Below are 18,453 nucleotides of genomic sequence, written 5' to 3'. Positions count from 1 at the left end.
CCGCTTTTCCCCGCCCGTCGCGACCACGGTCCCGCAAAACCGTTTCCCCAAGCGCGCAAGAGGCCAGCGCCCAGCCCCGGCGGCGCGAAAGCGCCCGCCAGTGGCGCGGGGCGCGGGCGCTGGCCGGGGACTTTGGTCCCCGGCCGTCAGGAGGAGATGTTGCGCATGGCCGCGTCAGCGCCGCGGCCAAGACAAGCCCGCAAGATCAGGCCGAAATCGGGTGCTGCCAGTCCGAGCCCGACGGCCCGTCGAAGAAGCCATCGGCAAAGCGGCCGCCGGGCGCCTCGGGCAGAAGTTTCGCCACCAGATCGGCGGGCGCGATCTTGCCCGCCAGCCGGTCGGCATAGCCCTGACACAGCCCGTTGAAATCGCCCGTCTGCGGCGAGAGCCGCAGCGCCGAAACGCCCGCCTCGGCCAGGGCCTCGGTGTAATAGGCGGCGCAGCCCGTCGCGGCGGACAGCGTCTGCACCCCGTTCACCGACAGGAAGGCCTGACCGTCCAGCGTGTCGACCTCGCGCCCGTCCAGATCGGCGCCGCAGATGAACTGGCAATTGTCCTTGGCCCGGTCATGCAGCCGCGCATGATAGCAGCGCGCCGACATGGCAAGCGGCAGCCGCCCGTGGCCCCAGACCTCGACCGCCACGCCCGCCTCGTTGCCCGCCTTGCACAGGGCGGCGATCGACTTCAGCGGCAGCTCGGGCGGCAGACAGATCCGCGTCGCACCGCGCCGCGCCAGATAGGCCAGCGTGCCCTCGTTATAGACGTTGACCAGCGGGCCCACCCAAAAGGGCGTCCCCTCGGGGATGTGCTTCAAGGCGGTGATGTCGTTGATTTCGACCGGCAAACCCATGTCGAACAGGTCTTTCGTCTTCGACCGTTCGCGGTTGAGCGTGATCAGCCCGAGCGTGGAGAGCGCCACCTCCTTGCCCGCGTCCTTCAGCGTCGCGACGATCAGCGGGATGTCATGTTCCCAAAACGGCAGCCGTTTCGAGCAGACCACCTCGCCCACCACGACCCGGGTCACCGGGGCCGCGCGCAGACGTTCATAGAATCCCCGCGTCGCATCGGTGGTCCAGAAAAACAGGTTGGCGCCTACGGTGAGGTCCATCGTCATCTTCAAATCCTCAACGCCAGGTCTTCGCATAGGCCCCGGCCGTGGCCTGCTGGCCCTCGGTCAGGCGGGCAAGTTCGGCCAGCGGCAGATCGCGGCCCTCGGCCAGCGCATCGGTCGCGGCGCGGAAGGCGCGCACCACCTCGGCCACATAGGCGCGCGAGCGTTGCCGTCCCTCGATCTTCAGCGCGGTCACCCCCGCCTTGGCCAGCGCCGGGATCAGGTGGCGGGCGTCAAGGCTCACCGGATCTTCGAACACATGGCCGGTCTGTTCGCCCGAGGTGAAGCAGCCCTTGCACAGCGTCGGATAGGGCGCGGGCTCGTTCTTGGGCGTGCGGTGGATGGTGAAGCCGCCCAGCTTCGCCGCCAGATCCGGGCCTTCCTCGGCATAGACGACGTGAGAGGCGGGCGAGCAGACGCCGTTCATGTTCGGCGACAGGCCGGTGGCATAGGAGGAGAGCGCGCAGCGCCCCTCGGCCATCACGCAAAGCCCGCCGAAAACAAAGGCTTCCGTCTCGACGTTGATTTCCTTGCTGATCGCGGCGATTTCCTGCACCGTCAGCACGCGCGGCAGGACAACCCGTTTCACGTCAAAGGTTTCGGCGTAGAAGTTGATCGCATCGGGGTTCGAGGCCGCCGCCTGCACCGACAGATGCCGGCGCAGCTTCGGATGATGCGTCGCGGCGTAATCCAGCAGCCCGATATCGGCGAGGATCACCGCATCGACGCCCGCGGATTCGGCATCGGCCAGCCGTTGATGCCACAGCTTCTCGGCCCCCGCGCGCGGAAAGGTGTTCAGCGCCACCAGAACCTTGGCACCGCGCTTGTGCGCCCCCGACACCGCCGACGTCAGCTCCTCGGTCGAGAAGTTCAGCCCCGGAAAGTTGCGCGCGTTCGTCTCGTCCGAGAACCCGCAATAGACGGCATGCGCCCCCGCCTCGACCGCCGCGCGCAGCGCAGCAGGCGTTCCCGCGGGGCAAACAAGTTCCATCATGTCCAGTCTCCTGCCAGCGTATCGACGCGGTGCAGCACCACGCCCGAGCCCTTTTCGGCGAGGCTCACCGCCTGTTGAACGAAGGGTTTCAGCGGACCCGCCATCTCGGCCAGTTCGGCGGCAAGGTCAAGTTCCGCATCGTCGATCGCATTGCGCAGCGCGACCACGGCCGAGGTGTCGCCCTCGACCACCAGATCGCGCGAGAAAAAGAGCGCGTCGCCGTCATAGGCGCCGTGCATCATGCCAAGGAACGCCGCGATCGGCCCGGCAATCCGCGCCTCGGCCATCGGCGGCTTGCGATGCGCGCTGACCTTCACGCCGCCCGCGCGCAGGTCAAGCAGCAGCAGGAACGGCAGATCGGTGGGGTCGAGCAGGAAGCGGCTTTCGCGATATTGGCCAAGCCGGGCAAACAGCCCGGGGTGGCGTGTGGCAATCCGTCGCGCCAGCATCGACAGCGTCACCGAGAGCGGTGCAAGCGGCAGGGGCCGCATCGCCCGGCCCATCAGGCTTGGCAGGCGGGGAATCGTCTGGTCATGATCGGACATGGCGCTCCTTTCGTCGGGCGGATGGCCCCCCCGCTAGATGGGCTGCTTTAACGCGGCTCACAATGCGGCAACTTGATCAATATCAAACCTCTCTTTAACCGGGGATGCTAGCGGACCCAAGACCTTCCGGAGGACCCCATGCGCAGCCTGCCCGTTTTCACCGATCTGCGGTCCTTCCTTGACTGGACGAAGTCGAAGGGCGACCTGCGGGCGATTCCCGACCCCGTGGCGACCGATCTGCAGATGTCGGCCGTGCATCGCGCGGTGTTGGAACAGGGCGGGCCGGTGCTGCGCTTCGATGCGCCGGTGCTGCCCTCGGGGGCGCGGTCTGCGATTCCCGTGGTGACGAACCTTTTCGGCACCACCGACCGGGTGGCGGCGGGGCTGGGGCTGCGGCTCGATCAGGTGCCCGAGCTTGGGCAGTTTCTGGCGGACCTCAAATCCCCGGCGCCGGTCGAGGGCATGCGCGATGCGTTTTCCCGTCTGCCGATGCTCAAGGCGGCGCTTTCGACGCGGGTGAATGTCTCGAAGAAGGGCCCGGTGCAGGATGTGGTGCTGGAGCCGGGCCGGGGTCTGAACCTTGAGGATCTGCCGGTGCAGAAGCTTTGGCCCGGCGATGGCGGGCGGCTCTTCACCTGGCTCGTGGTGATCACGCGGCCGCATGGCACGGCGGCCGATGCGGTGATGAGCTACAATCTGGGCATCTACCGCGCGCAGCTGCATGGGCCCGAAAGCATCATCATGCGCTGGCTCGCGCATCGCGGCGGGGCGGCGCATCACCGCAGCTGGCTGGCCGCGGGGCAGCCGATGCCGGTGGCGATGGTGCTTGGTGCCGATCCGGCGACGCTTTTGTCGGCGGCGCTGCCCTTGCCCGAACAGGTTTCCGAACTCACCTTCTCGGGCGTGCTGCGCGGCGCGCGCAGCCATCTGGTGCCTGCGAAAACCGTGCCGCTGATGGTCCCGGCTGACGCCGAAATGGTGATCGAGGGCTGGATTCACCCGAATGACACCGCGCCCGAGGGCCCCTTTGGCGATCACACCGGCTATTATAACTCGGTCGAGCCTTTCCCGGTGCTGCGCGTCTCGGCGCTGACCCATCGGAAGGACCCGATTTACCTGTCCACCTACACCGGCCGCCCGCCGGACGAGCCCGCGATCATCGGCGAGGTGTTCAACCATCTGGCGATGCCGGTCTTCCGCCAGCAGATCCCGGAGATCCGCGATCTCTTCCTGCCGCCTGCCGCCTGTTCCTATCGCATTGCCGTGGTGCAGATCGCCAAGCGCTACCCCGGTCAGGCGAAGCGGGTGATGATGGCGCTCTGGGGGATGTTGGCGCAGTTCAGCTACACGAAGATGATCATCGTGGTGGACGAAGACATCGACCCGCGCAACTGGGATGACATCGCCTGGGCGATGGCGACGCGGATGGACCCGGCGCGCGATACCGTCGTGCTTGACCGCACGCCGATGGATTACCTTGATTTCGCCTCGCCGATCGAGGGCTTGGCGGGCAAGATCGGCATTGATGCGACGAACAAGATCGGCACGGAAACCACGCGCGAATGGGGCACGGTGATGAAGATGCGCCCCGAGGATACGGCTTTCGCCGAGACGCTTCTGAAGCGCCACTTCCCCGGCGGTGTGAAATGAGTGCCCGCGTGGTTCTGGGCGTTTCCGGCGCCTCGGGGGCGCTTCTGGCGCTCGCCGTGGCCGAGGCGCTGGCCAAGGTCGGGGCGGAAATCGATCTGGTGGTCTCCTCGGCTGCGAAGCTGACCTTTGCGACCGAGATCGACCTTGGCGCGCTCGAGCGGCTGCAGGGCATGGCGGCGCAGGTGCATGCGATCGGCAATGTCGGTGCGGCGATTGCCTCGGGCTCGTGCCCCGTCGCGGGGATGATCGTGGCGCCCTGTTCGATGCGCTCGCTCGCCGCCGTCGCGCAGGGGCTTGATGACAACCTGCTGACGCGGGCGGCGTCCGTGCAGCTGAAAGAGCGTCGTCCGCTGATCCTTCTGGCGCGGGAAGCACCGCTGACCTTGGCGCATCTGCGCAACATGACGGCGGTGACGGAAATGGGCGGCATCATCCTGCCGCCCGTGCCCGCGTTTTATCTGAAACCCCAGACCGCCGAGGAGATCGCGGCGCAGATCGGCGCAAGGGCCGTCGATCTGCTGCGGCTGGGTCCGGCGCAGGCTCAGGCCTGGTCGCCCTGAGACGTTCCCTGAACCGGGATCTTCGGGCCGTGGCCCAAGGGCCGCGCCCCCGGCGTGCCGGGTTGCAGTTTCTCGCCGGTCAGCGACGGCCAAAGCCCGACCAGCATCGCCCCATAGGCGGCGACGAACAGAGCCGCCGAGGCGATCAGCGCCATCTGCTCCGAGGTTGACGCGCGCAGCAGCGTGGCCGCGATCAAAAGCCCGCCCGCGGCCTTGAGCGGCCCGGTCGCCACCGACCGGCGGCCCGATTGCCCAAGGCTCATCTTGATCATCACCGCACTGGACAGCCCCGCGACGGCGCCGATGGCCAGCAGGTGCACGGCCCCCGGATAGATTTCCATCGACATCACCCCGGCCATGCCCATCGCATAAAGCCCGGTGCCAAGGCACAAAAAGCCGATGTGGAAGCCCGAGAGCAGCGCATCATGCTTGAAGGCCCAGCCATTGCGAAAGCCCATCGCGCGGAAAAGGTTCGTCGCCCCCGCCAGCACCAGCACCGCGCCAAAGGCGCGCGGCGGCAAAAACGCCGCGGGCACGCAAAAGGCGGTGAAGATCGGCCCCCAGGTGTCCAGCCCGCTCGGCCGCGGCAGCGCGGTCTCGCCCTTGTGCACCATCGCATTGCGGGTCAGCCCCGCGGTCAGCTTGCCGCCAAAGGCCGCGTTCATCGTCGCACAGGCCATCAGCCCCGCCATCGCGCCCTTGGGGGCGAGCCCCGGCGCAACCCCCATCCAGTCGAGATGCATGATCAGGTCGGACACCCAATGCAGCAGGAAGATGCCCAGATAGGAGAGCGTTTCGAGCTTCTTCAGCCGCGCGACGGGCCAGGCCATCTTCGCCATCACCAGAACGCCAAAGCCCAGATCGATCAGCGCGACGACGGGGGCGGGGATAAAGGCCGAGAAGGCGATCGCCAGCCGTCCGGCCAGCCACAGCCCGGCCAGCGCCGGAAAGTAGATCCCCTGCAGCGCTTTCGGCGCCGAGGCGAGGAAAATCCCCGCCAGCACCGCGCCGCCATAGCCGAAGATCATCTCGTGGGCGTGCCAGTCGATCGGCATCGCGCGGGTGGGCAGCAGATCCCCGGTCAGCCCGGCGGCGATCCAATGCCCCCAAAGCGCCATCGCCACGACGGCAAAGAGGATCGCGGCAAGGTAGAAGGTGCGGTGACCCTCGCGGAAGATGCGGGACATGGGGGGCTCCTTGGTCTTTGGCCTTTCCTGCCTGCACCGTGGCGGTTTCGCAAGCCCCCGGGCAGGCGGCACGTTGGCTCACCCGGGTCTTGAGGGCGGGTCTTGAGGGCGGGCCTTGATCCGCGGCCACGGCGGCGCTAGGGCAGGGGGATCACAGCTTCGAGAGCCGCATGACCGTTTCCGCCCCGCAACCGCAACGCCTGATCGGGCTTGATCTGCTGAAACTGTTTCTGGCGCTGCTTGTCGTGACGATCCATGCGAACCCGTTTCGCGGTGTCAGCGACGAGGCGATGTGGGCGCTTGGCAATGGCCTGGCGCGGATCGCGGTTCCGGCGTTTTTCGTCGTCGCGGGCTACACCTTCCGCCCCGAGGTGCCGGGGCGCTCGATCCGGCTGGTGGGGCGCTATCTGAAGCTGCATTTCCTCTGGCTGGCGCTTTATCTGCCCGCCTGGTGGCAGACGGTCTGGGACCACGGGCTGATCGAATATGCGAAATTCTGGGTCTTCGGCTATTGGCATCTGTGGTTTCTGGTCGGCCTTGCGATCGCGGTGGGGCTGTCGCAGCTGGTCTGGCGGCTCTCTGACCGGGCGATCTGGACGATTGCGATTGCGGTCTTGCTTGCAGGGTTCGCGCTGCAATGGGCGATCGGGTTCTACATCCTGCCGCGCGGCTTCTGGCCCGATGCGAAGAACGGCGTGCTGATGGGCTTTCCGTTCTATCTGATCGGCTACATGAGCAAGCGCAGCGGGTTGGTGGAACGCATCCCCTTGCGGGTCGCGGTCTGGGGCTCGTTGATCGGGCTTGTGTCGGTCGTGGGCGAATCCGAGCTGATGAAGGCCTTGGGCGGCGACCATCCGCTGGCGCCCGAGACGCTTTTGACCGCCGCCGTCACCGGGCCCTTGCTTGTCGCGCTTGGCGTCAAGGCGCGGGGCTTTCCCGACTGGCTCACGCGGTGGCCCGTGGGCACGCTCTCGGCCGGGATCTATTTCCTGCATGTCGGCATCGTGATCTGGCTCAACCATTTCACCCTGCCGCGGGTCGAGGTGTATCTCATCGCCGTCACCGGGGCGACGCTGATCACGCTGGGTCTGATCCGGACCGGGCTGGACAAGAAGCTGTTCTGAAGGGGGGCTCGGGCGGATCAGGAAAGGCACCGCCTTTCCCCGCCCGTTTCGATCCCTTTGGTGCAGTGACCGCATCCCCAAGCGCAACAGAGGGCGGCGCCTGACCCGGCGGGCGAGAAGCGCCCGCCATGGGCGGGGCGGGCGCTGCCCGAGTGCTTTGGGCCCTCGGGGGTCATGGGGCTGATGTGCCGCGAGACCTCGGCGATGGCCTCGGTCAGATTTGGCCTCAGGCCTCCCGCGCCCGATCCCGCAGCGCCGTGCCAACCTCCGCGATCACCGCCGCGACTTCGGCCAGCTGCGCGGCCAGGGGCGAGGAGCGGCGCCACACCATCCCCACCCGCCGCGACGGCGCAGGCGCGCCCAGCCGCGCCACCGACACCGGGGCCGAGCGGGTCTCGACCGGCAGCGCGATCTCCGGCAACAGCGTCACCCCGATCCCCGCACCGACCATCTGCGTCAGCGTCGCCAGCGACGACCCCTCCATCACCGTGCGCGGGGTCACGCCGCCGACCTTGCAAAACGCCAGCGCCTGATCGCGGAAGCAGTGCCCCTCTTCCAGCAGCAACAGCCGCATCTTCGGCAGCGCCTCGGCCGAGGGGACGGGCCTGCCCGCCTCGGCCGCGGGCCGCACCAGCACGAAATCCTCGGTGAAGAGGGGCGCCTCGGCCAGCGCGGGCTCCGACACCGGCAGGGCCAGGATCGCCGCATCCAGCTGCGCCTCGGTCAGCGCCGAGATCAGCTTGCCCGTCACCGCCTCGCGCGGGGCGACCTCAAGCCCCGGATGGCTCTGCGCCAGCCCGCCGACCAGCGCGGGCAGAAGATAGGGCGCAATCGTCGGAATGACGCCCAGCCGCAGCCGCCCCGAGAGTCGCCCCTGCGCCGCGCGCGAGAGATCGCCGAGCTCGTCCACCGCGCGCAGGATCGACCGCACCCGCGGCACCATCGCCGCGCCCAGCGCCGTCAGATGCACCTGACGCGGCCCGCGCTCGAACAGCGCCGCCCCCATCGTCTCCTCCATCTCGCGGATCTGCACCGACAGCGCAGGTTGCGAGATCGCGCATTCCTCGGCCGCACGGCCGAAATGGGCACTGCGCGCGACCGCGTCAAAATAGCGAAGCTGTTTCATCGAAAGATTTTTCATAGGATTTGATTATCGCTCAGTTCAGATAATGCAATTGGAATTTATCGAATTCGCCTTATAGTTTTGTCCCAAGACGACAGAAACAATGACGCGGAGGAAGCGATGGACGGCAAGGATCAAAGGACCGGCAAATGTCCGGTGATGCATGGCGCGGTGACGGCGGCGGGGGTGTCGAACACCAGCTGGTGGCCGAATGCGCTCAACCTCGATATCCTGCATCAGCATGACACCAAGGGCAACCCGTTGAACGGGTTCGATTATCGCGCCGCGGTCAAGGGGCTCGACGTGGCGGCGCTGCGCGCCGATCTGGCGCGGCTGATGACCGACAGCCAGCCCTGGTGGCCGGCCGACTGGGGCCATTACGGCGGGCTGATGATCCGCATGGCCTGGCATGCGGCGGGCAGCTATCGCGCCGCGGACGGGCGCGGCGGCGGCAACACCGGCAACCAGCGCTTCGCGCCGCTGAATTCCTGGCCCGACAACGTCAGCCTGGACAAGGCGCGGCGCCTGCTGTGGCCGATCAAGAAGAAATACGGCAATGCCGTCAGCTGGGCCGATCTGATCCTGTTCGCGGGCACGGTGGCCTATGAATCGATGGGGCTGAAAACCTTCGGCTTCGGCTTTGGCCGCGAGGATATCTGGGCGCCGGAAAAGGACGTCTACTGGGGCGCGGAAAAGGACTGGCTGGCGCCGTCCGAGGGCCGCTATGGCGATCTGACGAAGCCCGAGACGATGGAAAACCCCTTGGCCGCGGTGCAGATGGGGCTGATCTACGTGAATCCCGAGGGGGTGAACGGCCAGCCCGATCCCGCCCGCACCGCGCTTCATGTCCGCGAGACCTTCGCGCGGATGGGGATGGATGACGAGGAAACCGTGGCGCTGACCGCGGGCGGGCATACCGTCGGCAAGGCGCATGGCAATGGCGATGCCAAGGCGCTGGGGCCGGACCCGGAGACGGCCGATGTCACCGATCAGGGCCTCGGCTGGTCGAACCCGCATCAGGGCGGGCGCGCGGCGCAGGCCGTCACCTCGGGGATCGAGGGCGCCTGGACGACGCATCCGACCCGCTGGGACATGGGCTATTTCGAGATGCTCTTCGGCCATGACTGGGAGCTGACGAAATCCCCCGCGGGCGCCTGGCAGTGGAAGCCGGTGACGATCGCGGAAGGGGACAAGCCGCTTGATGCGACCGACCTGACCACCCGCCACGATCCCTTGATGACCGATGCCGACATGGCGATGAAGGTCGATCCGGTCTATAACGCGATCTGTCAGAAATTCATCAGTGATCCCAAGGCCTTCGACGACGCTTTTGCGCGGGCCTGGTTCAAGCTTCTGCACCGCGACATGGGGCCGAAGGCGCGTTACATCGGCCCCGATGTTCCGGCCGAGGATCTGATCTGGCAAGATCCGGTGCCGCAGGGCCCGACCGGCTGGGACGTCGCCGCGGTGAAGGCGCAGATTGCCGCCGCGGGTCTGTCCATCGCCGATCTGGTGGCGACGGCCTGGGATTCGGCGCGCACCTTCCGGCAGTCGGATTATCGCGGCGGCGCGAATGGCGCCCGGATCCGGCTGGCGCCGCAAAAGGACTGGGCGGGCAACGAGCCCGAGCGTCTGGCGCGGGTGCTTGCGGTGCTGGAACCGATCGCGGCGGCGGCGGGGGCTTCGGTGGCCGATGTGATCGTGCTGGCCGGCAATCTTGGCGTCGAACAGGCTGCTGCTGCGGCGGGTTTCGCGCTGGAAGTCCCCTTCACCCCGGGCCGCGGCGACGCGACCGAGGCGATGACCGATGCGCCAAGCTTCGACGTGCTGGAGCCGGTGCATGACGGCTTCCGCAACTGGCTGAAGGCGGATTACGCCGTCTCGCCCGAGGAGCTGCTTCTGGACCGGGCGCAGCTGATGGGGCTGACCGCGCCCGAGATGACCGCGCTTGTGGGCGGTCTGCGGGTGATCGGCGCCAATCATGGGGGCAATCCGCAGGGGGTCTTCACCGACCGTGTGGGCGTGCTGTCGACCGATTTCTTCGTGACGCTGACCGACATGGGGCTGAGCTGGCACAACGGCGAGGGCGGCTATGAGCTTCGCGACCGGGCGACCGGGGCGGTGAAGCACCAGGCAAGCCGCGTCGATCTGGTCTTCGGTTCGAATGCGATCCTGCGCGCCTATGCCGAGCTTTACGCGCAAGACGACAACGCCGGTCTTTTCGTGACCGATTTCGTCGCCGCCTGGGTCAAGGTGATGCAGGCCGACCGCTTCGATCTGGCGGCCTGACCCCCCGAAGGTCGGCCCCAGGTCCGAAAGGCCCCGCCGCGTGCGGGGCCTTTTGCCCATCCGGGGGCGGCATCGCGTGCCATTGACTTTGGCCCTTGCTTGGCAAAGGGTCTGCGCGCAGGGTGCAAAGGGTGCCTTGCGCAAGCCTCATACCGACCCGAGGGAGGGACCATCCTTGGCCATTATCGATCATCCCATGCTGCGCCCGCTGCCGATGCGGCTTTTGCCCGTGATCTTCCTTGTCGGCTGGGCCGTGTTCGAGGCGGTGTTCCTGGGCGGCATCCTCTGGCCGATCCTGTTCCTCGGCGCGGCGGCCTATTGCTATTATGTGCTGATCCACACCTACACGCCGCCGGGCGAGAAACCGTCGAAGGACGCCTGACGCCCGCTTGCCGGGCGCTTCGGACGCCGCACCCGGTTCCGCCGCCGCGGGACCGGGTTTTCTTTTGGAAAACAGCGGGAAAGACGATCCGCCTTGCCGCGGTCGGCAAGCGGATGCGGCGCAGATCATCTGCGCCCTGTCACGTTGTGATGTTCAGGAAAACGACGGAACCACTTGCGAAAGTGGCGGAGAGGGATGGATGCGACGCCTGGCGGATGCAACCCATTGAAGGCATTGATAATGCTTGTTATTTAGGCGCCGCATGTGTGGAAATCCTGTGTGGAAATGCCGAAATACCTGCAACAGCGATACCGCGTCTGGTACGCGGTCCTAGACATCCCCAAGGACGTCCGCCCGAAGCTCGGTGGCAAGCCCCGTTTCGTTCAGAGCCTGAAGACCGAGAGCCTGTCAGAGGCAGAGATCCTTGTTCTCCCCCTCATTGCCGAGTGGAAGGCGCTGATCCAAGAGGCGAGGGGCCAGACAACCCCGTCCAGTGCCGACCTGGTTGCCAAGGCGCTGCACTGGCGTGACGAGTTGCGGAGGGCCCAAGATGATCAACATGAGCACTCCGTCCTGGCGTCGATTGTTGACGGCGAACTCTGGAAGCTCAACGAGACCGACCCCAAGGCCGCAAAGATTGCCGCCAAGATCAGCGACGGGCAATCCTATCCTCTTGATCGCGACATCGACGCTTGGCTGGCTCCACAAGCGGTCGAGCAGAAGACCAAGGACATGAAGCGAGCGGACGCACGACGTTTCGTGGCCCGGTTCAAGCTCTCGCATGAGGTGACTCGGCAGGCGCTGCAGAACTGGGTGCATCACTTGCAAGTCTCGGATGAGCTCAGCACGGCCACAGTGTCTCGGATCATCTCGGCTTGCCGGGGCTATTGGGAATACTTGCACGTCATGGGCCACATCGAAGGGCAGGAAACCTTGTTTGATCGGGTCACTCCCAAGAAGGCCACCAAGACGAAAGCGGCGATGCACAGCACTCGACTGCCCTTTGCCCCCTCGGACCTGCCGAAGCTGTTGCTGGGCGCCTTGGATAACGACGATCTGCCTTTGGCGCAGCTGATCTGGATGGGTATGTGGACCGGCTGCCGGATCGAGGAACTGTGCAGCCTCAAGGTTGAGCACGTCGCGAAGGATCACTTCACCGTGGTCGATTCCAAGACCTCAGCTGGGCTGCGGAAAGTGCCGATCCATCCACGGCTGGCTCCGGTCATGCGTCACCTGTGCACGGCCAGCACGGATGGCTATGTGCTCTCATGCTTGACCTTCAACAAATACGCCGACCGATCCAATGCCATCGGGAAGCGCTTTGGGAGGCTCAAGGCGAAGCTGGGCTTCAGTGAGCGACACGTGTTCCACAGCTTGCGGCGTAGCCTTGCCACCGAGCTCGAAAACATGGGTGTTCCAGAGAATGTCAGTGCCGATATCGTCGGGCATGACAAGCCTACGATGACCTATGGCCTGTACTCCGGGGGCAATAGGCTCGAAGTTCTTCGGGAAGCGCTGAGCAGGGTCAACTACAAAATCCCGCTTGAAATCGAGCGTCGCTTGGTCGGCTAAACCGAAGATTTTGCTGTTTCGCGTCGTGACATATCGTCTGGCGCGAGCAGCCTTTTGCCATCCATATTGGTCGGTAATAATTACCTTTCTGCACCCGTTGCTGCAAACGGACGACATAGAAGGACGGCATCCGTCTCTCTTCCCGGTCGGTCTCACGCAGCATGATGGGCCATATCTACTATGGATTGATCCATAGAAGACTGTGCGCTCTCCAAGAGGGGAGCCAATGGGTCATCACGACTTTTGAAACGGTCAAATATTCCGGCATCGAAAGCGTTTGCCGTCAGCGTTGCTGCAAACGGACGACATAGAAGGAGAGGCACCGCCCCCCCTTCCAGCGTAACCGCTGAGTTTTAATCTGAAGAAGGAGGAGCCTATGCTAGATATCTCCAATCAAACCGCGCTCGAAGCCATTGAGGCTGCGATCAAAATAAAATCTTATAAGAGGGACAAAGGACCCGAAATCGAGAATGTCCTCAAAATTGGGAAACTGATGAGCGACCTTGCAAAAGTGACGCCATCGAAAAAGGTGTTAGGGCTCGGGCTCAAGAAAAAATATCCTGAGATCGCGGAAATATCTTCCTGCTCTCGAAGCAATTGTCGGTGGCTCTATGAATCCCTTTCAGGCGAGCGAGATACTGACATCTTGGACGTCCTGGGGGTCTCTCAGATCGAAGATTTTAAGTCGCGAAACGCTACGGTGATCCGGAGAGAATATAACAAGCGTCGCAAGGAAGTCTAAAAATCGAAGCTACTGGTGTTCCGACCATCGAAAGGTGGTCGGGCCCGCCACCGAAAAAAGACCTATGATGAAACACGAAACTATAGACAGCCTCTGGGTTTGCGAGGACTGCCGAACCCTTTTTACGCCCAGCCGTAAGGATCAACGATATTGCAGCGACCGTTGCCGCAAGAACAAGTCTCAGAAAGCAAGGCGCAAGGAGTTCCCAGTTAACTCGACATCCTCGCCATCCAAGCGGCAGGACAATCGAAGGCTTTTCGACTCTGCCGCCCGACATGCGGAGATTCTATATACGATGCCTCCAGAGCGACGACTGGGGTTCATGAAGGAACTGATTGATGCAGCCAGAGAGGGAGACTCTCACCTAAGGCAAATGCTGACGAACCAATATATTCTGAGGGCTAGCAGGGAACACAGATCGCTGTTTTATCCGAGACCTCAAGGATATTATACGATCTCCCAAGCAGCGGATCGCTACTGCCGGGTGTATTGGAAGGCTTCCATCGCTGATGTTGTTTACGGACGCGTGCCGGAGCCGCTGACTGGCGAAGTGGTAAAGCGTCGTCACCATAATAATATAGGCGCTGCATTCAGGGCACAGCTCGGGAATGCTACGGTTGCGCTAAGAAGGCTCGTCTGTGGCTCTAAGCTTCTGCCCGTATTGGAGGCAGCGACGGTGTGATATTGACGTCACTCTCTCTGAAGATCCGTGGCACTGGTGGGATGCTTAGATAATCTAAAGTAGGCATCTATAGCCATACCCCCTATCATCAGATACTTGGTATACCTTGGAGGCTATGGTTCTCTCAGGACGACCAGCGCATTACTTGGAAACGTAAGAATGCCCCCAAGGTTTCCCTTTCGTTCTGAGGTAAGGGCTCAGCGTCAAGAATAACAATAAGAGTAATAATATAACCCCTCTTTTTGAAGTCGCTTCCAACCCCCCCCTCTGACGGGTTGAAAAGCGCTACGGCCCAGCACCTCGCCAGAGTCCCTGGGAGGGCCGTGGAGTCGCCTCTTGCCGTCCCGAGTCTCACCCACGGGAAAGCCCAGGAAGGCCATTCTGCGGCCCTCTCCGAGTCTCCCAGGGCCAGACCTCAGCACATCCCCTCTGCCATTGAAGCTTGCCCCAGAGGCAGGGTCATCTGTGGCGGAATAGCCCCGTCATGGAAGTGGGTTCTGAGTTTTGGCAGACGCCTCTCCCCCACCTCTTTGACCCTATTGGCAGTAAAGGAGGATCACATGCTGATCGGTTATGCCCGCACCTCGACCCTGGACCAGATCGCGGGCTTTGTGGCCCAGAGGAAAGCCCTGCAGGCCCTCGGCTGCGAGAAGCTGTTTGAGGAGCAGGTCAGCTCGGTGGGGCAGCGAGACGCCCTCTCTGCGGCGCTGGAGTTCGTTCGGGAGGGGGACACTCTGGTGGTGACGAAGCTCGACCGTCTGGCTCGCTCGGTGCGTCACCTGGGCGAGATCGTGGAGGCCCTGGAGCGCAAGAAGGTGGGGCTGAGGGTGCTCGACCTGGGGCTGGATACGGCCAATGCAACGGGCAAGCTGATGCTGAATGTGCTCGGGGCCGTGGCGCAATTCGAGCGGGAGATGATGCTGGAACGGCAACGGGAAGGCATCGCCAAGGCCAAGGCGGATGGGAAGTACAAGGGCCGCAAGCCCACGGCGCAGTTCAAGCAGGCTGAGGCGCTGGCCCTGCTGGCGGCAGGGACACCGAAGCGGGAGATCGCCCGCAAGCTCGGCATCTCTGAGCGCTCGGTCTACCGCGTCCTCTCGGCTGCGGCCTGAGCATCCCCCCAGACATCACGACACAGGAGAGCATCATGCTTCGCAAACTGATCACCCTTTACCGCATCGTCTTCTTCGCCTGGTGCGGCTTGTTCCTGGCCCTGGCCCTGATCGTGGGGCTTGGCTTCTTCATCGCAGGGGACACGCCCAAGGCCCGAGAGACGGGGCTGATGATGGCCCTTGGAGGGCTGTTCTGCAGCATCGTCTTTACCGGGAACATGGCCCTGGCCCTGGAGAACCATGAGCTTCTGAAGCGCATCGCTGAGGGCCAGAGCAACTGATCAAAACATATCTAAGTGCCGCCGATACAATGAGGGAATCAGTTTAAAATAAGCTGGTTATCTTGCTGATGTAATCACCTAATTGCAATCAAATTCGCGTTGCAAAAGGTGTTGCACTTTCTTCTTGCCGTGCGCTAGCTTGGACGCGGCAGGGGGGAAGTGCGGTTGTTATTTTGGGTGGAGGTGTGCATGAGTTCGAGTTCTTGAGAAATCGATGCGCCTATAAATGTTGATAATGGAGGTAATATGGAAAATAATTCAGTTGATCTTGTTGATGTCAACTTCGTCGGAATTAGTGCTTCTGCTGCCATTCCTGGTGGAACATTGAAGATTTGGACAAGGGTCGCAGTTACTTCGGATGATTCTCTTTTTTATTCAATAATTGGTGGCATAACTGGAGCAATTGAGGGGTGGTTGCGGAAAAGTGATAAATTCATTGATTTGGCGACGGCAAATTCTGTTGTTTTGGTTGTTAAGCAGGACAATACGGCAAAACTCTGGGTGGACAACTTAAAGATTGCCGCCAATACGAGAATTAGGCGGGCTCGTCCATTTGATGTTGGTGATATAATATATGAAGATGATGTTGTTGATATTTTATCAATTTCATTTCCTGAAATTGAGCTGCACCCCGAAGACCGTATTTTATGTATCCTTCGGGATCGATGGCACTTTGTGCTCTTCTTTGATCTTGATCGCACTGCAGATCTTGATGTTGCGTCGGTTCAACGTACTCTTGGCGCGTTGTATCGAAAAATCCGTTATGCCGATCTTTATGCGGCGCTATCTCAGGAGCGCCTCTTTGCAGGGATAGTTTCTGCTGGCTGGTTCCCTTTCTTGGAGTTGATGCAGGGAGAATTTAGGTTACTTGTCTCAATGCTTGAGGCTGAGCTTCCTCTTGAGTATGCAGAAGAAGATTTGCTTGCAAAGTTTGACGACGCAAGAGTGGACAGAATTTTTGATCGATGGATGCAGAGATCTCATTTTATTGAAAGGAAAGATATTCTTAGGTCTGCTATAGATAGATTTAAGGCCCGTGATCCAGTTCCTGTTATAAAGATAATACTATCAGAAATTGAGGGAATCATGGCGGATGCGTTCTATCGAGCAACTGGTGAACATACGGCGCGGATAGACCGCCTGTTGAGCCACGTTGTTGAGGCTGCAGAACAGCAAGCAGGTCAAGCAGACACGCTTTTATTCCCGTCAGCCTTCGCGAGATACTTGAGAGACTACACTTATGCTGGTTTCACACCCGGTTTGCGGAGTGAGGCAGTTTCACGCAACGCTGTTGGGCATGGGGTAGCGTCTAGCGATCAATACACGATGGTGAGAGCGCTCCAAGCGCTGTTAACTTTGGACCAGCTTGCGTTTTATTCATTGTTCAAGCTGCCAGACTGATAAATTGTTCTCACAACCTGTAGCGCTTCAGCGCCATTTACGCTGCACGCCGAGCTTTTGCGTGCGCGCCCGCCATACCGATTGGCGTCATTTGATTGCTTCGGAAACGCAGCAATTAGGGTGCGAAGCGCTTGTGGTAGATATGTGTGGTAAGCATGTGTGGAATGCGTGGCGCGCTATCTTTTAAGCGCCTGATTTTAATGGGAAATTTTCTCATTCACATAAGTGGCGGAGAGGGAGGGATTCGAACCCTCGGACCCCTTGCAGGGTCAACGGTTTTCGAGACCGCCGCAATCGACCACTCTGCCACCTCTCCGCATCAGGGGTCGTCGTGAGGCGGGGGTTTAACGTGAGCCTCTGGGGGGCGCAACCGGTTTTTTCATCCCCGGACAAACTTTTTCACCGCGCGCATACTGATGCGCCTTCGCAGGGCGGCAAGGCCCTTGCTCGGCAGGGGGCAAGGGGCGAAATCGGATGTCATCCGGTGGCATGGCCGTTCGGCCCGGCGCCGACGTATAGTGTCCGGCGACTGGAAAATCTCCGTTGAATGCGGAAAAATTTCGGACATGATCCGGCAAATGACGCATCAGAGCGGACAGATCGGCATCATGGACGAGATCGACAGAAAGATTTGCGCGCTTTTGAGCGAGGATGCGCGGCAGTCGATGGCGCAGCTTGGGGTGCGGGTGGGGCTGTCGCCCTCGGCGGTCAATGACCGACTGCGCCGATTGATCGAACGCGGCGTGCTGCGCCGCACGCGCGCCGATGTCGATCCCGAGGCGGTGGGCCTGCCGGTCGCCGCCTTCGTCTGGATCGCGCTGGCCGAGGGCATCGACGAGACCGCCTTTCGTGCCGCCATCGCGGACAACACCGCCGTCACCGCCTGTCATCATGTCACCGGCGGCTGGTCCTATCTGGTGCAGATCCGCGTCGCCTCGCTTGTCGCGGTCGAGGACTTTCTGGTCGCGCTGAAACGGGCGGGCTGGATCGCGCGGACCGAAACCATGCTGGCGCTTTCGACCGTGGTCGAGCCGCCGTTTCGTTACAGGAGATAGAATGGACGCGCTTGTGCTGTTCGGAAAGGGGCTGTTCATCGGGCTGGCGATCGCCGCGCCGATCGGGCCGATGGGGGCGCTGTGCATCCAGCGCACGCTGGCGCGCGGGTTTTGGGCGGGCGTCGCGGGGGGGCTGGGCACGGCCTTGGCCGATCTGACCTTTGCCACCGGCGCCGCCGTCGGCTTCGCCGTCTTCCAGGATCTGGTCGAGCGCATCGCGGTGCCGCTGGGTCTGATCGGCGGGGCGTTCCTGATGGGGCTTGCCTGGAACGGCTGGCCGCGCGGGCAGGCGGGCGAGCCCGCGGCGGCGCAGGTGCCCGAGGCGCGCAGCCTGTGGCGCACCACCCTTGTCACCTATGGGCTGACGATCACCAACCCGCCGACGATCCTTTTGTTCGCCGCGATCTTCGCCGGGCTGGGTCTGGCGCAGACCGGATCGGGGCTGGCCATCGCCGCCCTTGTCGCGGGGGTGTTTCTGGGCTCGATCTGCTGGTGGGCGTTCCTGTCCGGCCTGGTCGCGGCCCTGCATCACCGCCTGCCGCCCGCCTTCGCGCTCTGGACGGCGCGGGTCTCCAGCCTGACGATGGCGGGCTTCGGCCTTTGGGCCTTTGCCTCGATCTTTTAGCGGCGGGCTTCTGGCGGC

The 18,453-nt window shown here is 63.0% G+C and carries 17 protein-coding genes and 1 tRNA gene; 12 read left to right on the top strand and 6 right to left on the bottom strand.

Annotation, left to right across the window (positions count from 1 at the left end; translation table 11 throughout):
* Positions 1-205: 205 nt before the first annotated feature.
* Genes ubiV through ubiT form a run of 3 tightly spaced genes read right to left on the bottom strand, consistent with a single transcriptional unit; the run spans position 206 to position 2,650 of the window.
* On the bottom strand, positions 206-1,108 hold the full coding sequence (ubiV, locus tag FBT96_RS06830; protein WP_136905614.1) for a ubiquinone anaerobic biosynthesis protein UbiV: 903 nt from the start codon (positions 1,106-1,108) through the stop codon (positions 206-208).
* A 16-nt stretch (positions 1,109-1,124) separates the two neighbouring features.
* A complete protein-coding gene (gene ubiU / locus FBT96_RS06825) occupies positions 1,125-2,102 on the bottom strand; it encodes a ubiquinone anaerobic biosynthesis protein UbiU (protein ID WP_136905613.1) in 978 nt (325 codons plus the stop codon).
* On the bottom strand, positions 2,102-2,650 hold the full coding sequence (gene ubiT / locus FBT96_RS06820) for a ubiquinone anaerobic biosynthesis accessory factor UbiT (RefSeq protein ID WP_055209422.1): 549 nt from the start codon (positions 2,648-2,650) through the stop codon (positions 2,102-2,104). Before ubiT ends, ubiU begins: the two co-directional genes overlap by 1 nt.
* Positions 2,651-2,788: 138 nt before the next feature.
* Between ubiT and FBT96_RS06815 the strand changes: the two genes are divergently transcribed.
* Positions 2,789-4,300 (top strand): UbiD family decarboxylase, encoded by a 1,512-nt coding sequence (locus FBT96_RS06815; protein ID WP_136905558.1) that lies wholly within the window; start codon positions 2,789-2,791, stop codon positions 4,298-4,300.
* Positions 4,297-4,860, top strand: coding sequence for a UbiX family flavin prenyltransferase (locus FBT96_RS06810; RefSeq protein ID WP_136905557.1), 564 nt, complete (start codon positions 4,297-4,299; stop codon positions 4,858-4,860). The genes FBT96_RS06815 and FBT96_RS06810 overlap by 4 nt, the downstream gene beginning before the upstream one ends.
* Here the strand turns inward: FBT96_RS06810 and FBT96_RS06805 are convergent.
* On the bottom strand, positions 4,842-6,047 hold the full coding sequence (locus FBT96_RS06805) for an NnrS family protein (protein ID WP_136905556.1): 1,206 nt from the start codon (positions 6,045-6,047) through the stop codon (positions 4,842-4,844). The genes FBT96_RS06810 and FBT96_RS06805 overlap by 19 nt on opposite strands.
* A 170-nt stretch (positions 6,048-6,217) precedes the next feature.
* On the opposite strand from FBT96_RS06805, the gene FBT96_RS06800 reads away from it, so the two are divergent.
* On the top strand, positions 6,218-7,171 hold the full coding sequence (locus FBT96_RS06800; protein ID WP_136905555.1) for an acyltransferase: 954 nt from the start codon (positions 6,218-6,220) through the stop codon (positions 7,169-7,171).
* Between the two features lie 226 nt (positions 7,172-7,397).
* Here the strand turns inward: FBT96_RS06800 and FBT96_RS06795 are convergent, their stop codons facing one another.
* Positions 7,398-8,312, bottom strand: a complete 915-nt coding sequence (locus FBT96_RS06795; protein WP_136905554.1) for a hydrogen peroxide-inducible genes activator — start codon at positions 8,310-8,312, stop codon at positions 7,398-7,400.
* A 102-nt stretch (positions 8,313-8,414) separates the two neighbouring features.
* On the opposite strand from FBT96_RS06795, the gene katG reads away from it, so the two are divergent.
* The 7 genes from katG to FBT96_RS21015 all read left to right on the top strand — a co-directional run bounded on the left by katG (position 8,415) and on the right by FBT96_RS21015 (position 16,755).
* Positions 8,415-10,583, top strand: a complete 2,169-nt coding sequence (gene katG / locus FBT96_RS06790; RefSeq protein ID WP_136905553.1) for a catalase/peroxidase HPI — start codon at positions 8,415-8,417, stop codon at positions 10,581-10,583.
* A gap of 175 nt (positions 10,584-10,758) precedes the next feature.
* Positions 10,759-10,965 (top strand): DUF3329 domain-containing protein, encoded by a 207-nt coding sequence (locus FBT96_RS06785; protein WP_136905552.1) that lies wholly within the window; start codon positions 10,759-10,761, stop codon positions 10,963-10,965.
* Between the two features lie 285 nt (positions 10,966-11,250).
* Complete coding sequence (locus FBT96_RS06780) at positions 11,251-12,537, top strand: tyrosine-type recombinase/integrase (protein ID WP_136905551.1); 1,287 nt, start codon at positions 11,251-11,253, stop codon at positions 12,535-12,537.
* Positions 12,538-12,913: 376 nt separating this feature from the next.
* Positions 12,914-13,279, top strand: a complete 366-nt coding sequence (locus FBT96_RS06775; protein ID WP_136905550.1) for a hypothetical protein — start codon at positions 12,914-12,916, stop codon at positions 13,277-13,279.
* A gap of 1,242 nt (positions 13,280-14,521) precedes the next feature.
* Positions 14,522-15,073 (top strand): recombinase family protein, encoded by a 552-nt coding sequence (locus tag FBT96_RS06770; RefSeq protein ID WP_136905549.1) that lies wholly within the window; start codon positions 14,522-14,524, stop codon positions 15,071-15,073.
* Between the two features lie 35 nt (positions 15,074-15,108).
* Positions 15,109-15,354 (top strand): hypothetical protein, encoded by a 246-nt coding sequence (locus FBT96_RS06765; RefSeq protein WP_136905548.1) that lies wholly within the window; start codon positions 15,109-15,111, stop codon positions 15,352-15,354.
* 246 nt (positions 15,355-15,600) lie between these two features.
* Positions 15,601-16,755, top strand: coding sequence for a hypothetical protein (locus FBT96_RS21015; RefSeq protein ID WP_212635362.1), 1,155 nt, complete (start codon positions 15,601-15,603; stop codon positions 16,753-16,755).
* 226 nt (positions 16,756-16,981) lie between these two features.
* Here the strand turns inward: FBT96_RS21015 and FBT96_RS06755 are convergent.
* A tRNA-Ser gene (locus tag FBT96_RS06755) sits at positions 16,982-17,071 on the bottom strand.
* Between the two features lie 262 nt (positions 17,072-17,333).
* Here FBT96_RS06755 and FBT96_RS06750 point away from each other — a divergent pair.
* Both FBT96_RS06750 and FBT96_RS06745 read left to right on the top strand, forming a co-directional pair.
* Positions 17,334-17,810 carry an Lrp/AsnC family transcriptional regulator gene (locus tag FBT96_RS06750; protein ID WP_249306346.1) on the top strand — a complete coding sequence of 159 codons (477 nt, stop codon included), beginning with the start codon at positions 17,334-17,336 and terminating at the stop codon, positions 17,808-17,810.
* 1 nt (position 17,811) lies between these two features.
* On the top strand, positions 17,812-18,435 hold the full coding sequence (locus FBT96_RS06745; protein WP_136905546.1) for a LysE family translocator: 624 nt from the start codon (positions 17,812-17,814) through the stop codon (positions 18,433-18,435).
* The last annotated feature ends 18 nt before the right edge of the window (positions 18,436-18,453 follow it).

Source organism: Rhodobacter capsulatus (assembly GCF_005144475.1).
Lineage (GTDB): Bacteria > Pseudomonadota > Alphaproteobacteria > Rhodobacterales > Rhodobacteraceae > Rhodobacter > Rhodobacter capsulatus_C.
The sequence above is the reverse complement of the archived record's forward strand: the minus strand, read 5'-3'. Positions and strand labels throughout refer to the sequence as shown.

What these genes read in the sequence shown, in the direction of transcription:
- ubiV (WP_136905614.1), bottom strand. Translation starts at nt 1,108, where the DNA reads ATGGACCTCACCGTAGGCGCCAACCTGTTTTTCTGGACCACCGATGCG.
- ubiU (WP_136905613.1), bottom strand. Translation starts at nt 2,102, where the DNA reads ATGGAACTTGTTTGCCCCGCGGGAACGCCTGCTGCGCTGCGCGCGGCG.
- ubiT (WP_055209422.1), bottom strand. Translation starts at nt 2,650, where the DNA reads ATGTCCGATCATGACCAGACGATTCCCCGCCTGCCAAGCCTGATGGGC.
- FBT96_RS06815 (WP_136905558.1), top strand. Translation starts at nt 2,789, where the DNA reads ATGCGCAGCCTGCCCGTTTTCACCGATCTGCGGTCCTTCCTTGACTGG.
- FBT96_RS06810 (WP_136905557.1), top strand. Translation starts at nt 4,297, where the DNA reads ATGAGTGCCCGCGTGGTTCTGGGCGTTTCCGGCGCCTCGGGGGCGCTT.
- FBT96_RS06805 (WP_136905556.1), bottom strand. Translation starts at nt 6,047, where the DNA reads ATGTCCCGCATCTTCCGCGAGGGTCACCGCACCTTCTACCTTGCCGCG.
- FBT96_RS06800 (WP_136905555.1), top strand. Translation starts at nt 6,218, where the DNA reads ATGACCGTTTCCGCCCCGCAACCGCAACGCCTGATCGGGCTTGATCTG.
- FBT96_RS06795 (WP_136905554.1), bottom strand. Translation starts at nt 8,312, where the DNA reads ATGAAAAATCTTTCGATGAAACAGCTTCGCTATTTTGACGCGGTCGCG.
- katG (WP_136905553.1), top strand. Translation starts at nt 8,415, where the DNA reads ATGGACGGCAAGGATCAAAGGACCGGCAAATGTCCGGTGATGCATGGC.
- FBT96_RS06780 (WP_136905551.1), top strand. Translation starts at nt 11,251, where the DNA reads ATGCCGAAATACCTGCAACAGCGATACCGCGTCTGGTACGCGGTCCTA.
- FBT96_RS06775 (WP_136905550.1), top strand. Translation starts at nt 12,914, where the DNA reads ATGCTAGATATCTCCAATCAAACCGCGCTCGAAGCCATTGAGGCTGCG.
- FBT96_RS06770 (WP_136905549.1), top strand. Translation starts at nt 14,522, where the DNA reads ATGCTGATCGGTTATGCCCGCACCTCGACCCTGGACCAGATCGCGGGC.
- FBT96_RS06765 (WP_136905548.1), top strand. Translation starts at nt 15,109, where the DNA reads ATGCTTCGCAAACTGATCACCCTTTACCGCATCGTCTTCTTCGCCTGG.
- FBT96_RS21015 (WP_212635362.1), top strand. Translation starts at nt 15,601, where the DNA reads ATGGAAAATAATTCAGTTGATCTTGTTGATGTCAACTTCGTCGGAATT.
- FBT96_RS06750 (WP_249306346.1), top strand. Translation starts at nt 17,334, where the DNA reads ATGACGCATCAGAGCGGACAGATCGGCATCATGGACGAGATCGACAGA.
- FBT96_RS06745 (WP_136905546.1), top strand. Translation starts at nt 17,812, where the DNA reads ATGGACGCGCTTGTGCTGTTCGGAAAGGGGCTGTTCATCGGGCTGGCG.